Raw genomic sequence first — 13,969 nt, 5'->3', positions numbered from 1 at the left:
GATGCTGCGCATCGATAATGTGAATACCCACTATGGGCCGATTCAGGCGTTGCACGATGTCTCTGTTGAAGTGAAGCAGGGCGAAATCGTTACGCTGATTGGTGCTAACGGTGCGGGTAAAACCACCCTGATGATGACGATCTGTGGTGATCCGCAGGCGACCTCCGGTACCATCACTTTTGACGGTGAGCAGATCAGCGGTATACCGACCAATAAGATCATGCAGAAAGGTTTGGCGATTGTACCGGAAGGCCGTCGTGTCTTCGGTGGTATGACCGTGGAAGAGAACCTTTCCATGGGCGGTTATTTCCGTGATAAAGCGGAAGCGGCAGAAACCATCGAGCACGTATTGGAACTGTTCCCGCGTCTGCGTGAACGTTACAGTCAGCGTGCGGGTACCATGTCCGGTGGTGAACAGCAGATGCTGGCGATTGGACGTGCCATGATGTCCAAGCCTCGTATGATCTTGCTGGATGAGCCCTCTTTGGGACTAGCACCGATTATCATTCAGCAGATTTTTGACATCATTCAAAAGCTGCGTGATGAAGGTGTGACGATCTTTCTGGTGGAACAGAACGCTAACCAGGCCCTGCGTATCGCAGACCGCGGCTACGTACTGGAACATGGCCACGTAGTACTGGAAGGTTCCGGTGCAGATCTGCTGGTTAATGAAGACGTACAGAAGGCTTATCTCGGCGGTTAATCATCGCGCTAAGCTCTTAAAAAAAACCGCCTTCGGGCGGTTTTTTTGTGTGACTTTTGTCTGTGGCCTTATGACATCGCCAGATCTGGCGAGCCCTGTTTATGTTTGCGCAGGCGGTCGTTAACCTCAGTCACCGTGTCGATAAACTGCGTTTCAGTGACGGGGCGGCTGAACAGATAACCTTGGGCAAAATCACAGCGGCAGTGCTCCAGAAACTCGAGCTGAGCTGGGTTTTCTACGCCTTCAGCGGTGACACGATAGCCAAGGCTGTGTGACAAACTGATAATCGCCTGAGAGATCTGGCGATCATTCTCATCATCGGCTAAGTCCGTGATAAAAGAGCGGTCTATCTTAATGATGTCGAGCGGTAGGCGTTTCATATAACTCATGGATGAATAGCCTACGCCAAAGTCATCCACCGAGATCAGGTGCCCGGCATCTTTCAGTGCGCTCAGGTGTTTGATCGTGTGTTCGGTCTGGTCCATCAGATAACGTTCGGTGATCTCGATTTCAATCGCCCGTGCATCCAGCCCCTCTTCTTCCAGAATTTCCCGGATTTGTCTGCCGAGGTCCCCCTTTTTGAACTGTACGCTGGATACATTGATTGCCACAGAGTTCAGAATCAAACCTTCCAGCAGCCAGCCTTTATAGGCATGACAGGCCTGGCGGGCCACCCAGAGTCCAATGTCATTGATCAGGCCGTTCTCTTCGGCAATCGGGATGAAGTATTCAGGTGAGACAAACCCCAGCTCTGGATGATTCCAACGGATCAGCGCTTCCGCATGGCTGACCTCCATCGACCTCAGATCGATGATGGGTTGGAATACCATATGGAACTGGTCTTTCTGCAGAGCTTCGCGCAGGGCTGATTCGGTTTTCAGACGTTTATCTGTTTCCTCGGACAAGGCACGGGTGTAATAACGAAAGCGATTACGCCCCAGCTCTTTCGCCTGATACATCGCGTTGTCAGCGTTTTTAATCAGGTTGTGAATATCCTGGGCATCATCGGGGAAGAATGCGACGCCGATACTGGCACTGATATTGAGATGATAGCCAGCGACTTCCAGCGGCTGTTGCAGGGTATCGATAATATCCTGCGCCACGATTGCCGGGGTACTGTCGTCGTCCAGTGATTCCAGCAAAATCACGAACTCATCTCCGCCGAGCCGTGCTAACGTATCTGAGCTACGCAAGCGTGCCTGTACACGCTCAGCCACGACTTTGAGCAGTTCATCGCCAATATGGTGACCCAGAGAATCATTGATGTACTTAAAACGGTCCAGATCCAGAAACAGCGCAGCCAGTTTACGTTCCTGACGTTTTGCCAGCTTCATCGCATGGTCGAGGTTTTCCAATAGCTGAGAACGGTTAGGCAAACCTGTAAGCAGATCATGGAACGCCATATGACGCGCCGCTTCGGTTTGCTGTTCCAGCTGTGAGTTGATGAGTGCCAGTTCAGCGTTCTTTCGGCTGATCTCGTTACGATGCTTAACAATCTGTCGAAAGCGTAAGGCTAGCAGGAAAAGGATAACCGCAAAAACCGACAGGGACTTCCATAACAGGCTGTAATCGATGGCTTCTTCATAACGTACCGCTAGCCAGTTATTGCGAATTTTTTGATGTGTTGAGGCGCTCGTATGCGCGATCACTTTATTGAAGACAGACACCAGCAGAGGCTCATCGTTACGTGCTGCAACGCCCACGTTCCAGTTGTACTCAAATTTTCCGCTGATCTTCAGCTGGCCGTAATGGCCTTGCTGAATGTGATAACTCAGGCTCGGTAGCGCATCGAGAAAACCAAGCAGTTCGCCCTGACGTACCCGCTCTAACCCTTCCTGAATACTGGCGAGTTCCACCAACTCTATCTTGGGATATTTCTTACGGATGACATCACCCGGAGAGTAGCCGCTAATAATGCCGATCTTCTCACCCTGTATTTCACTGAAGTCAGAGTAGAACCAGGCATCATTACGGGTGGCGAGCGCCAGCGAGGTTTCGATATATGCGGCCGTAAAGTTCAGGTAACTACGCCTTTCCTTACGGTTGCTGGCCAGCGGCAGAATATCGCAGCGCCGGTTTTTTGCGTACTGCAATGATTGCTTCCAGGAACCGCTGGGTATGGTCTGAATGGGGATGTTCAGTTGTTCGGAAAAATACGCCAGATAGTCCGCTGACATACCGCTGTGTTTACCTTTTATAAAGCCTTCGTACGGCATCCAGTTTGGATCAATACAGGCGGTAATCTGACCTTTGTCCCTCAGGTAGGCTTTCTCCTGGCGGCTCAGCTCAAGTGACGGGCTGTGTTGTGGGATCAAGCTGTTCATACCCGCCCACTTGGCCATAATCGCGTTATGCGTCAGCTCATCAACGCTGTCCAGTGCTTTCTGGATGATGTCGCGGAGCAGCGGCATATCCTGGCGGGTCGCCATATGGATGTCGTTAATACCTGTAGAAGAGGGGAATGCAGGTTTTAAGCCAGACAGGTCGTTTTCTTTCAGGTAGTAATTGATGATCGGTGTGCTGGTGATGACCGCATCGGCGCGGTTCGTAATAACAGCATCAATCGCTTCCAGCAGATCGGATACCGGTTTGATACGAATCAGAGGATAGTTTTTTTCCATCGAGGCCATCAGCGAATAACCGCGAGGGATCGCAACGGTTTTGCCCTTCAGGTCGTCATAGCTATTGATCGTATCCACCGTACTACGGACAAACACATAGTGACGGATACGCATAAAGGATTGGGTGTAATTGAGGGTTCGCGCGCGTGCTTCGCTCCATGAGAGCACGGGGAGCAGATCCAGTTTCTTCTCGTTAGTCATCGACAGCAAGGTGGACCAGCTGTGACCTGTCACGACATTAAATTTGAGTCCGGTACGTTCAGAGATCAGGTCCAGATAATCGCTGGCAACCCCTTTATGCTGACCGTTTTCTACAAAATCCCAGGGTGCCCAATCCATCTCGCCGCCCACCTGAATGACGGGGTGTTTTTGGATAAAGTCCTGCTCTTCTTCGGTGAAGATAATCTCCGGCTGGGTCGCGCGGGCAGGGAGGCTCCCAAGCAATAATAGCCAGACGCAGAAATACAGAATACCAACGAAAAATCGAGATGGTTCTCGTGCCTTTAGCATTCTTCTGTATCGGGTCCCTGTTACAAATTATCTAACGGTATGGACAGATCATTATCTGCCCACACCCACATAATGCAAGGGTATTAATACGGATGTATGTCACAGACAGGTAAAATAGCAGTAATTATTGAACGTTAGATCAAGTCGCTGCTTTCCAACGGGTCATTAACCCGATTGTCAGAAGCGTAATCTGCACACAAACGGTTACGTCCCTGTTTCTTCGCTTGATAAAGCAGGTTGTCTGCTTTGGAGAAAAGTTCTTCGGCAGTATCAGCAATACCTGCTTCTGTGACACCCATCGAGATGGTGATCGGGACCGGCACACTTTTAAAGTTAAACGGGCTGGCAGCAATGGCTGCACGCAGTTTATCGAGTACCCGCGCCGCTTCTTCGCAGGGGGTCGAAGGCATCAGAATAATAAATTCTTCACCGCCGTAGCGGGCAACAAAGTCGCTGTTACGCAGGCTGTCGATAAAGACGGATGCGAGCAAGCGCAACGCTTTATCTCCGGCGAGATGGCCGTAGGTATCGTTGACCTTTTTAAAGTGATCGATATCGCAAACTGCAACAGATAGTGGTCGCTCGTAGGTGCGGAACTTTTCCAGTTCCTGTCCGATACGTTCGTTGTAGGCAGTACGGTTTGGCAGTTTAGTGAGGGGATCGATGCGTGAACGCAGACGCTCCTCTTCAACCCGAGCCATGGTCTGCTGTGCTTCAGCTTCGACCGTTTTCAGTTGTGCAGTTAAGCGTTGATGTCGACGCTCAGCTTCCTGATGGCGACGCTGTTCGGTGGCTTTGATGTTATCAACAGCTCCCTGAATGCGGCTTACCTGTGAGGTGACCATCTGTTTTAGCTGGTTCAGGCTGGCCGCCCGCTTGGTGACGACTTTTATAGAATCCACCTCTGTTTGCATCTCTTCGTTCAGCTGCATTTGACTGAGGTTGTTCGATTGCTGGGCTTTATGGCTGCGTATCAACAGCTCCTGCATATCCGCCAGCTGTCGGCTGATATCCAGCAGGTAGCGTTCAAATTCATCATTCAGGCTGCGGCTACAGTCGCTGACCAGTTGTACCACCTTGTGCATAATGCCGGGCAGGTTATCAAGGCTAAAGCCTTGTTCCAGTTGTTGGATCAGGGCATCGGCCTTCTGGCGATGAGCCGATGTAAGGTGCAAACCATCGAGCAGCTCCAGCAAGTCGCCGGCTATGTGATGCAAGACCAGTTGGGTATCTTCATCAATCGCAGGAATATTGTTGGTCTGACTGGCTTCGTGCAGACCATCCATTATTTCGGATTGCAGACGCAGGATATTCGAGAGTACCGATGGCACTTCATAATACTGATGGACCGAATCCTGACTTAGATTACGGGTCACTTCGAGGGCGTTGAGCGTTTGTTCCTGAGAGGTTAACGATTTCAGCTCACTGATCCAGCGTCTAACCGCACTCAGTATTTCATCGGCGGTACGTGTTTTCCGGTTTTGAGATGAACGCAGGGCTTTATCCAGCTGCTTCGCCACTTTCTTCAGTGGTGCTGTTTCTTCTGTATTCAGGGCACTGAACAGATCATCCAACTGACCGTCCAGCATGGCATCAAACCCTTGCAGATTAAGTGCCAGCTGTCGGGTAATCTGCAACACAAGATCGGTGTGTTGTTGTTTCACCTTGTCCTGTTTATCACGCTGCTTTTCCGTGGCCTGAAAGTCTTTTTTCAGTGCGTGATATTTCTGCTTCCAGTTCTCTTGATCCGAAATCACGGTAGGTCCCTTTACTCAGCTCTCAGGATATTCAGACAGAATTTGTGCGTGTACTCAGACTCATTTTTAACGGCTGTTTGAATTTTTTCTTTAGCGTATTTCACGCGTGGCAGCCGAAACGTGCACGAAACTCACGCGGTGTCAGGCCGGTAATCTTAATAAATACTTTTCGAAAGGCGCTGACATCTTCGTATCCCACCTCAGATGCGATTTTTTCCACCGTAGACTGGGATGATTCCAATGCATCGCAGGCTTTACTGACACGCAATTGCTGTAAATATTCGCTGGGCTTTAATCCAGTGGCACGCACAAAGCGGCGTAAGAATGTGCGTTCGGTAAGATGACTGCTGGTGGCTAAACCTTTAACACTGAGATTGTCGTGAAAGTGACGTTGCAGATGATGCTGGGATTGCAAAATTGTACTGTCGCCATGGTTTAGCCGGGGCATAAAACGGCGATAGTAGCGTTGTTCACGCGGCCCTGTATCCACGACCAACTGTTTACCCAGTTGCCGCATCAGAGCCGGGTGCGCGAACTGGGCAACCAATTCCAGTCCTAGATCCAGCCAGGCCATCAGTCCACCTGCGGTAATCAGATCGCCATCGTTGATCAGGATTTTGTTGTCATCCAGATATACAGCGGGAAAGCGCTCGCTAAAACGTTCAGCCAGTAGCCAGTGAGTGGTGGCGGGACGCTGATCCAGCAGGCCTGTTTGTGCCAGAATAAATGCCCCGGCACAGACTGAGCAAAGTACCGCTCCGCGTTGGTGTTGTGCCTTTAGCCATGGTGTCAGCGTCTGATGTTCTTCGCCGTAATACGTGCCGTCTATACAGGGAGGAAGAATAATGACCTGATGTGAGGGCATGGTTGTATTGTCTGCATCGGTTATCAGCAATCCATCCTGAATACAGATGTTAAAGGGCGCAGGAGCATCGTGCTCGGTACTGAGTCGATTTGCCAGGCCAAACAGCTCACGAAGACCTTCCACGGCAGATTGCATTGCGCCCGGATATTGCACAATGGCGATGTTGATTGTGGTGGTGTTGCTACTCATGTATTTGTCGTTTTTTGCGTTAAATATGCCATATTTGACTCCAGTATAGTGTTCGGTTGCGCGGGATAATAGTTCTCATTGAGCCGACAACGGATCACATCCACGCATAACTGGAGTACAAAACCAATGGCGAATACCGCACTGCTACTGATCGATTTTCAGAACGACTATTTTACGGGTGGAAAATGGGAGCTGGAGGGCACGCAGGCTGCAGCAGATAATGGGGCGAAGTTACTGGCCGAATTCCGCCATCAGGGGCTGCCGGTGGTCCATGTTCGACATGAGTTTGCGGGCCAAGACGCGCCATTTTTTACGGCAGGATCTGAAGGTGCTTGGATTCACTCCAGTGTTGCTGCACAAGAAGGGGAGCCAGTGGTGTTAAAGCATGCGGCAAACAGCTTTCACGACACGAACCTGAAAGCGATTTTGGATGAGTTGAAGGTGGAGCACATCGTCGTTGTGGGAGCTATGAGTCACATGTGCATTGATGCCGGTGTGCGTGCTGCAGCAGACTTTGGCTACGAAGTGACGGTTGCACAGGATGCCTGTGCGACCCGTGATCAGGAATTTAACGGTGTTACGGTGCCTGCTAAACAGGTACATGCAGCCTTTATGGCAGCGCTGGGCTTTGCTTATGCTCGTATAGCAGATACTAAGGAATTACTGACTGAAATGACCTAGAACGTAGCAGAGAAGAGGAGTGGTCTGATGTGTTCAGACCGCTCCTCGTCAATGTCTTTAGTCGCTCAGCTATTCATGGGTGAGTAGGTGAAAGCTCTTTTAGCATTTTCCTTTTGCAGCTTTGCCAGGAGGGCAATTACCACTGCCGCCGCCATCACCACCATCACCTCCGTCACCACCATCTCCTCCTCCGTCACCACTGTCCGCAGTGACATCGCCACTCACAGTGCGTTTAGCATTCTTGAGGCGAACGCTAGCGGAAACGGTGGATGTCCGCGAATCGGCGTCTGTTACGATCAGTGTGACCGTATAGCTGCCGCTACCGCCATAGTTATAGTGGCTGGCTTCAGTATTGGAGGTTGCTCCGTTGGCTCCAAAGTCCCAAGCATATGACAAGCCGTTACCCGATGCGCTGTTGGCATCAAAGCTGCAATCATAGCCCGCACAGTTATAGCTGAATGCGGCAATGGGTGGCGGATCCGCAGGCGGGACCGGATCGGACACGGCCGCAGCAAGGTCAAGGCGACCGTATTGGGTCCAGTTCAGCATATCCTGGCCGTTGGCACCGACAGTGGCCGCACTGTTTTGCAGGCGTTGTCGGACCACCTGATTACAAGGCACACCGTCAATATCACAGCTGCCCGGACCGGGCAGGCCTGCGTTATCTTCGTACAGATCCGTCCATACCAGTGCTGCACCACCGGCCACTAGCGGAGCGGCCATTGAGGTACCGTCCCACCAGTTAACACAACTATCGCTGCCCGCAGGAATACCGCATTGTACCTCGGGGAGAATACCGAAAATGGCTTCGCCAGGGGCGGCCAGTGAAACCCAGGGGTCGGATGGCCAACTGTACGTGGAGAAGCTGGCGCGATCATCGTTATGATCTGATGCGGCAACGGAAATTACGGTTGATTCGCCGCTGATCGGATGGGTACAGGCAGCGGGATAAACCCGTGTGGTATCGCCATTGTTACCAGCGGCCGCAACCACAACCACACCACGATCCCAGGCATCTGCGATGGCATCACATTCGGCGTTGGATGGAGTTGTTGGGCTGATATTCCCTTCGGCGTCGAGCCAGTCGCTGCCATAGCTCATGGTGATCACGTGATAGCGGCTGCGTACCAGAAGCCCACCCTCAAACAGATCCTGTGAGGCTTTTTCAATGGCTGCAGCAGAGTAAGAAACAGGGCACAAACCGACAGTAAAAAAGTTAATGCCGTCGGTGACCAGCTCCTGATAACAGACTTTGAAAATACCCACGCTGGTAGCCCAACCAGTGCCAGCCATACCCTCTCCGTTGTTGGTATTGGCTGCGACTTCAGAGCTGACGAATGTACCGTGGCCCAGATTGTCACAGGCAGGGTCGGTGACTGAACAGTTATCAAAATAACCGGCCGACAGGCCAACTTCGTTCACCTGTTCAATACACTTGCCCTCCAATTCCAGCGTATGACAGGCCGCACCGCTATCGAGCACGGCGACTTTGGGGGTATTGCCGGCTGTGGGATCGGTGGTGGCCCGACCAATATTCAGGTCCCAGGCTGCAGGGGCATTGATATCGGCATCGACCGTACCTGAGGTGATGGCAATCTGTTCACCAAGAATGCTGGTAAGGACGTAGGCGTGGTCCTGTCCTTCATTGTGCAGATACCACTGTTCGCTAAAATAGTTGGCTCCGCCTCCAGGGGTGGGACCCGCTTCCTCGTTGGGCATGACCAGTAACCGGTAGTAGTCGGGTTCGGCATAAAGGACGTTGGGGTTAGACTGGTACACTTTCATAGCTGCCGGGACATGCCCGCTGGGCACTTGAATGACCTGCACGCCGATAGACTCCAGAGTGGAACGGTGTTGCCCTTTAGCGGCGCGGTGGGCTTGTCCGATATCACTTGCGGCAGACCCCGCTTTAAACTTAACCAGCACCCGGTCGGGAACATAGGGTGCGGCAGAGAGGTGTTTAAAATCTAAGGGTTTTGCGTGCGCTAGGTTAAGCATGCTGCATAAGCCAAGCGTTAACAGGGTTGTGATCAACCTGTAAAAAAGCATGGAAGGCCCTCCTCTAATCATGGCGATTTGGGCGAGTTGATATGGGCCTGTGACAGGCACAAGGCGGCGAAGTTATTAACTGTAGATATAGGTCACATGCACCGTTAACGCACGCTTACGCATCAATGGTGAACTGTTTCATAAACTTTACACATCGGGACGGATTTATCAGGAAATCAATATGTTGAACACAGTCGCGAATAGCGGAGGATCAACATGAAATTTTCTAACGTTGTCAAAATGGATGGTATCTATGCGGAGATGCTTTGAGAGAGGAAGAGGGCACAGATTGACTGACTCTCTGTCACCGTGCTGCGTTATTCTGGATTAGATTCTGCGCGTAGGGATCATTTCACCGGATTTCAGGTCATAAGGCGTTACTCCAACATATGTTTACTTGGACAATATGAAACACCCACCAAAGACCACTATTGCCGGATCCTCAGATATTTCTCAGCATCAGGTTGAACAGGCAATTGTGCGTGGTGCCCAGCGCTACTTTTCTCATTGCCGAAACGGCATTCCCGCGTTTATCGATCAACATTTCCGCTATCCGGGGGCGATCAGGACCAATCGGGTTGCGTTGGGTTGGGATATGTTACGTGCGCCGGTTAATCTGTTCTGGGCACCGCTCTTTGTGTTGCTCAGTCTGGTGAAGTTTGGTGTGGACAGATCCTCAAAACTGAGTGGATTGTCCCAACTGCTGCAACGGATTCCAGCGGGTTTCACGACACAGGTTCAGCAAAATATTACGGATCGGGTGACAATGGACCTGCTGCATCAAAATAATCCCAGAGCTTCGCTGACGTTTTATATCTCGGAAGAACTACAGGCACTGTATGAGTGTCATGAGCACCATCAAGTCGATAGTCAGCAATTTCATCAGCTGACCGAGCCCGTGATTGAAGAGGCGATGACGCAATATCGCATCACCCGCACCGCTTCAGCAGATATTACTAATACGGTGTCTTGCACCATTCTGGGCGCGTTTGCCTTTCAGAAATTCACCCCCGGAGGGATTGGTGTCGCACTCATGCTTGCTTCGGTTTCGAGTAGCACTTTGGCCGCGCAGGATTTTATTTTGGGGGAAACCTTAGGCCATCTTTATTACGATCTGTTTCCCCCCGAACCGACACTGGCATTGACCGCAGGGGTCACGGCAGTGGTGTTGGCGGTCTTATCGGCGTTTGCCGCATTGTCAGGTGTGATTTCCGACCCTGTGCAGGCGAAGATGGGTTTGCACCGTCACCGACTGGATAAAATGCTGGACCATATGGAGCAGGATGTGATTGCTCAGGCGCAGAGTAGTTTTCGCCCGAAAGACCAGTATGTGGCGCGGATTCTGGAAGCATTCGACCTGATTAAATCAGGTTTGTTGTAATTGAAGAGATCTGAACATACAGGGTAAGCGTAGGAACTAATACAGTCCGCTGGATTGTCTCATTTCTCCACCTCGCTCCCGATTAACCCCGGAATCTTTAGGAACCGGGGCTTTTTTTACGGCCCTTCATCCCCCCGCAGGGCGTGTTCGACGGCATTCAGGGTGACCTCCACCGCCAGTGGCAGACCCGAATGATAGGGGTGCAGGGCAAAAATGGGTACGCTGCTCAGTTGATAATCAGGCATCACTTCGATGAGAGAGCAGGCATTAGCGTTGAGAATAAAATCGGGGACGATGCCGATCCCGGCGCCGGCTTCCAGCAGCGCCAATGTGGTGTAAAGGGAATCTACCGTGCAGCCGGGTTTAAATTCCAGCGTATATTGACTGTTGTTTTCCTTATGGGTGAGCTGATGCTGAATCTGTTTTCCCTGCCAGCGGTTAGCGACGTAGTTCATGGAACCGGTTGGACAATTGCTTAGATAGCTTGCAGTACCGCAGAGCACATCACGAAAGGCGCCGATACGCCGTTGCCGATAACTGCTTTCCTGGGAATGCCCGACTCGGATAGCCAGATCAATCCCGTGTTGCATCAGATCCTGTTGTTCATCGCTGGCGATCAGTTGTGGCTCGATCTGCGGATATTGTTGCATCAGCTGACCGATTACAGGAGCAATCAACGGACCCATCAATGCATGAGGCGCGGTGATCTTAATCTTGCCGCGGGGAACGGACTGATTACTTTGTGCCTGATCCCATGCATCTGCGGCCAGTTGATTCAGCTTCTGACACTGGGCGTAAAACACTTCACCGGCAGGCGTCAGAGTCTGCCGACGGGTGGTGCGTTTGAGCAGGGGCACCCCCAGTTCTGACTCCAGCGTTTTCAGGTGTTGGCTGACGACCGATTTGGACAGGTCGAGTGAAGCAGCGGCTGCACTGATCGAACCGCATTCTACGATGCGGGCAAAAACAGACATCTGACGCAGGTTGTTCATAGGATTCTATTGTCCGTAAAAAGCGAACGATGATTTTTGATAGATCTGTTTTTTGATCATAACGCCGCGCGTACAGTAATCCCAACTAAGATAATGGATGGGAGATCATCATGACTAATCACAACGCTACGTTAGATGCTGCAAAAGCGGCCATTGCCCGTTGGCAGCAGGCTTTTAATTCGCAGGATGCTGCAGGTTGCGCAGCACAGTATGAAGACGGTGCTGTGATGCAGGCGCGCCCGTTTGGCACCTTTACCGGACGGGAAGAGATTCAGGCCTTCTGGCAGAAGATCATCGACGACGGCTTCCACTCGGTGGACTATCAGGATGTAGAGTGGACTCCCGAAGGTGAAGATGGCTATATACTCACTTCAAAATGGACCATGAACAAAGCCTTCGGTGTGGTACATCACGAACACTGGGCGCTACAGCCAGACGGTTCCGCACTGTTACGTGCGGATGATTTTGAAGTGCAGGGCGAACGTTAATTTTTCGTTCTGGGGTTTTTAGCCTGACAGTCTGCGTTCCCACGCAGGAGCGTGGGAACGAGGTAACCTACTGATCTTTATTTTTCTGGTTCCCACTGTCCCCCGTGGGAATCCATACAGCGGGTCTCGATAACCGATAATGCGTAACACGGCGGCAGACTGAAAACCTTTATCCCAATGCGGGTTTCTCAATCGCCCGTCCGGCATTATCAGGGCAGGGTAGATCTTGCTGTTTCGCTGCTAGCTGAGACAACGCCTTACTCACCCCTTCCGGCCAGCACGCAGACTTGCGGATAGCCATATCCACACCCAGCATCAGGCATTCCAGCTCCACCAACACCGTGCCACTTTCCGCATCGATCAAACGGTGAAAAATACGCAATCGCTTTTCATCAAAGGCCAGCAGCTGGGACTGAGCCAATACCTCCTGACCTTCATGTCCCTCTGCACGGTAATACAGGTTGTTCTGTATGGTAAATGCGCTGAAATTCAGGCGTTCCCTTCCGGTGGTATCCAGCTGAATGGCGTCCAGAATGGTATCGGTCGCCAGTGATAGCATCACCAGTGCGTGACCTTCATTCAGGTGGCCGTTGTAGTCACAGGACTCGGCTTTGATCTTGCCGTAGTGGGTGAGCAGGTATCCGTCCGGGTTGGTGGAGGCGGTGACTGAGTAATTCATAGTGGGTCTGCGTCCTTAATATGCTGATGCGTGAAGCCTGTTCGTAACCTTAGAGTTAACCCATATTCAACGTCAACTGGCACGTGTATCCCTCTCACCGGTGACGACGCTTTCAATCCAAAAATGTCGTATTTGGCCTAAGCTACAGGGAAACGCAGCGTCACTCTGGAGGGACGGTATGCCTCATCCGGGCGTTACCCATTTCTTTGACGAAAGCACCGGTTCACTGAGTTATGTGGTGGTTGATCGGGACAGTAAGGCCTGCGCGGTGATTGATCCGGTATTGGGGTTCGATAGCATCTCTGCTCGCACCCAAAACAGCGTTGCGGACCCGATCATCGACTTTGTGCTCGCGCAGGGGTTAACGGTGCAATGGATACTGGATACCCACGTTCATGCCGATCACGTCAGTGCCGCCGCGTATCTGCAGGAAAGGCTGGGTGGTCAGCTGGCAATTGGCAGCCGGGTCACTGAAGTACAACACACCTTCGCTGCGCTGTTTAATCTGGACGGTAGTTTCAGGTGTGACGGCCATCAGTTTCAGCGCTTGTTCAAAGACGGTGAAAGCTTCCAGATCGGTAACCTGCAGGGCAGAGTGATTCATACACCGGGCCATACCCCCGCCTGTGTTAGCTATCTGATTGAAGGTCAGCTCTTTGTCGGTGATACCTTGTTTATGCCCGATCTCGGTACCGCCCGTTGTGACTTCCCCGGTGGTAGTGCGGCGATACTCTACGACTCCATCCAGACCTTATACGCGCTGCCGGATGAAACCCCGATCTACGTCTGTCACGACTATCCCGGTGACGGGCGTGATCACTACCACTATCAAACCACGGTGCTCGAACAGAAGACGCTGAATCTGCATATCCGTGGAGACACCCAACAAGCGGACTTTGTAGCTATACGTGAGGCCCGCGACAAAACACTGGACCTGCCCACCCTGATGCTGCCAGCCGTGCAGCTGAATATCCGGGGCGGGTGTTTACCCAAGGAAGAGGAGAATGGAATCAGTTATTTAAAAATTCCGCTCAACCAAATGTGAGGAGGCTCC

11 protein-coding genes are annotated in these 13,969 nt (G+C 51.7%); 5 read left to right on the top strand and 6 right to left on the bottom strand.

Annotated features, from left to right (window positions below; all coding sequences use genetic code 11):
• The first annotated feature begins 1 nt into the window (after nucleotide 1).
• Nucleotides 2–703: an ABC transporter ATP-binding protein gene (locus IOQ59_RS15790; RefSeq protein WP_193954414.1), complete on the top strand. Its 702-nt coding sequence runs from the start codon at nucleotides 2–4 to the stop codon at nucleotides 701–703.
• A gap of 68 nt (nucleotides 704–771) precedes the next feature.
• Here the strand turns inward: IOQ59_RS15790 and IOQ59_RS15785 are convergent, their stop codons facing one another.
• From IOQ59_RS15785 to IOQ59_RS15775, 3 genes are all read right to left on the bottom strand, one after another.
• Entirely contained in the window at nucleotides 772–3,768 is a 2,997-nt protein-coding gene (locus IOQ59_RS15785; protein WP_193954413.1) for an EAL domain-containing protein, read from the bottom strand.
• A 200-nt stretch (nucleotides 3,769–3,968) separates the two neighbouring features.
• The gene (locus tag IOQ59_RS21655; protein WP_193954412.1) at nucleotides 3,969–5,591 is read right to left on the bottom strand and encodes a GGDEF domain-containing protein; all 1,623 of its coding nucleotides are present in this window, start codon (nucleotides 5,589–5,591) and stop codon (nucleotides 3,969–3,971) included.
• A gap of 100 nt (nucleotides 5,592–5,691) precedes the next feature.
• A complete protein-coding gene (locus tag IOQ59_RS15775; RefSeq protein WP_193954411.1) occupies nucleotides 5,692–6,645 on the bottom strand; it encodes a GlxA family transcriptional regulator in 954 nt (317 codons plus the stop codon).
• 126 nt (nucleotides 6,646–6,771) lie between these two features.
• Here IOQ59_RS15775 and IOQ59_RS15770 point away from each other — a divergent pair, with 126 nt between their 5' ends.
• A complete protein-coding gene (locus tag IOQ59_RS15770; RefSeq protein WP_193954410.1) occupies nucleotides 6,772–7,326 on the top strand; it encodes a cysteine hydrolase family protein in 555 nt (184 codons plus the stop codon).
• A 99-nt stretch (nucleotides 7,327–7,425) separates the two neighbouring features.
• On the opposite strand, the gene IOQ59_RS15765 is transcribed toward IOQ59_RS15770, so the two are convergent.
• Nucleotides 7,426–9,375 carry a S8 family peptidase gene (locus tag IOQ59_RS15765; RefSeq protein ID WP_193954409.1) on the bottom strand — a complete coding sequence of 650 codons (1,950 nt, stop codon included), beginning with the start codon at nucleotides 9,373–9,375 and terminating at the stop codon, nucleotides 7,426–7,428.
• Nucleotides 9,376–9,781: 406 nt separating this feature from the next.
• Here IOQ59_RS15765 and IOQ59_RS15760 point away from each other — a divergent pair, with 406 nt between their 5' ends.
• Complete coding sequence (locus IOQ59_RS15760; protein ID WP_228050943.1) at nucleotides 9,782–10,756, top strand: DUF6635 family protein; 975 nt, start codon at nucleotides 9,782–9,784, stop codon at nucleotides 10,754–10,756.
• Nucleotides 10,757–10,872: 116 nt separating this feature from the next.
• Here IOQ59_RS15760 and IOQ59_RS15755 read toward each other — a convergent pair whose 3' ends face one another.
• Entirely contained in the window at nucleotides 10,873–11,748 is an 876-nt protein-coding gene (locus tag IOQ59_RS15755; protein ID WP_228050942.1) for a LysR family transcriptional regulator, read from the bottom strand.
• A gap of 110 nt (nucleotides 11,749–11,858) precedes the next feature.
• Here IOQ59_RS15755 and IOQ59_RS15750 point away from each other — a divergent pair, with 110 nt between their 5' ends.
• On the top strand, nucleotides 11,859–12,236 hold the full coding sequence (locus IOQ59_RS15750) for a YybH family protein (RefSeq protein WP_193954408.1): 378 nt from the start codon (nucleotides 11,859–11,861) through the stop codon (nucleotides 12,234–12,236).
• A 169-nt stretch (nucleotides 12,237–12,405) separates the two neighbouring features.
• Here IOQ59_RS15750 and IOQ59_RS15745 read toward each other — a convergent pair whose 3' ends face one another.
• On the bottom strand, nucleotides 12,406–12,915 hold the full coding sequence (locus IOQ59_RS15745; RefSeq protein ID WP_193954407.1) for a thioesterase family protein: 510 nt from the start codon (nucleotides 12,913–12,915) through the stop codon (nucleotides 12,406–12,408).
• Between the two features lie 178 nt (nucleotides 12,916–13,093).
• On the opposite strand from IOQ59_RS15745, the gene IOQ59_RS15740 reads away from it, so the two are divergent.
• Entirely contained in the window at nucleotides 13,094–13,960 is an 867-nt protein-coding gene (locus IOQ59_RS15740) for an MBL fold metallo-hydrolase (protein ID WP_193954406.1), read from the top strand.
• The last annotated feature ends 9 nt before the right edge of the window (nucleotides 13,961–13,969 follow it).

Source organism: Pontibacterium sinense (genome assembly GCF_015209595.1).
Lineage (GTDB): Bacteria > Pseudomonadota > Gammaproteobacteria > Pseudomonadales > Balneatricaceae > Pontibacterium > Pontibacterium sinense.
Note: the sequence above shows the minus strand (reverse complement) of the source record. Positions and strands in the feature narration are given on the sequence as shown.

Excerpts from the sequence above, each read along its gene's own strand:
- IOQ59_RS15790 (WP_193954414.1), top strand. The coding sequence starts at position 2 with ATGCTGCGCATCGATAATGTGAATACCCACTATGGGCCGATTCAGGCG.
- IOQ59_RS15775 (WP_193954411.1), bottom strand. The coding sequence starts at position 6,645 with ATGAGTAGCAACACCACCACAATCAACATCGCCATTGTGCAATATCCG.
- IOQ59_RS15770 (WP_193954410.1), top strand. The coding sequence starts at position 6,772 with ATGGCGAATACCGCACTGCTACTGATCGATTTTCAGAACGACTATTTT.
- IOQ59_RS15765 (WP_193954409.1), bottom strand. The coding sequence starts at position 9,375 with ATGCTTTTTTACAGGTTGATCACAACCCTGTTAACGCTTGGCTTATGC.
- IOQ59_RS15760 (WP_228050943.1), top strand. The coding sequence starts at position 9,782 with ATGAAACACCCACCAAAGACCACTATTGCCGGATCCTCAGATATTTCT.
- IOQ59_RS15755 (WP_228050942.1), bottom strand. The coding sequence starts at position 11,748 with ATGAACAACCTGCGTCAGATGTCTGTTTTTGCCCGCATCGTAGAATGC.
- IOQ59_RS15750 (WP_193954408.1), top strand. The coding sequence starts at position 11,859 with ATGACTAATCACAACGCTACGTTAGATGCTGCAAAAGCGGCCATTGCC.
- IOQ59_RS15745 (WP_193954407.1), bottom strand. The coding sequence starts at position 12,915 with ATGAATTACTCAGTCACCGCCTCCACCAACCCGGACGGATACCTGCTC.
- IOQ59_RS15740 (WP_193954406.1), top strand. The coding sequence starts at position 13,094 with ATGCCTCATCCGGGCGTTACCCATTTCTTTGACGAAAGCACCGGTTCA.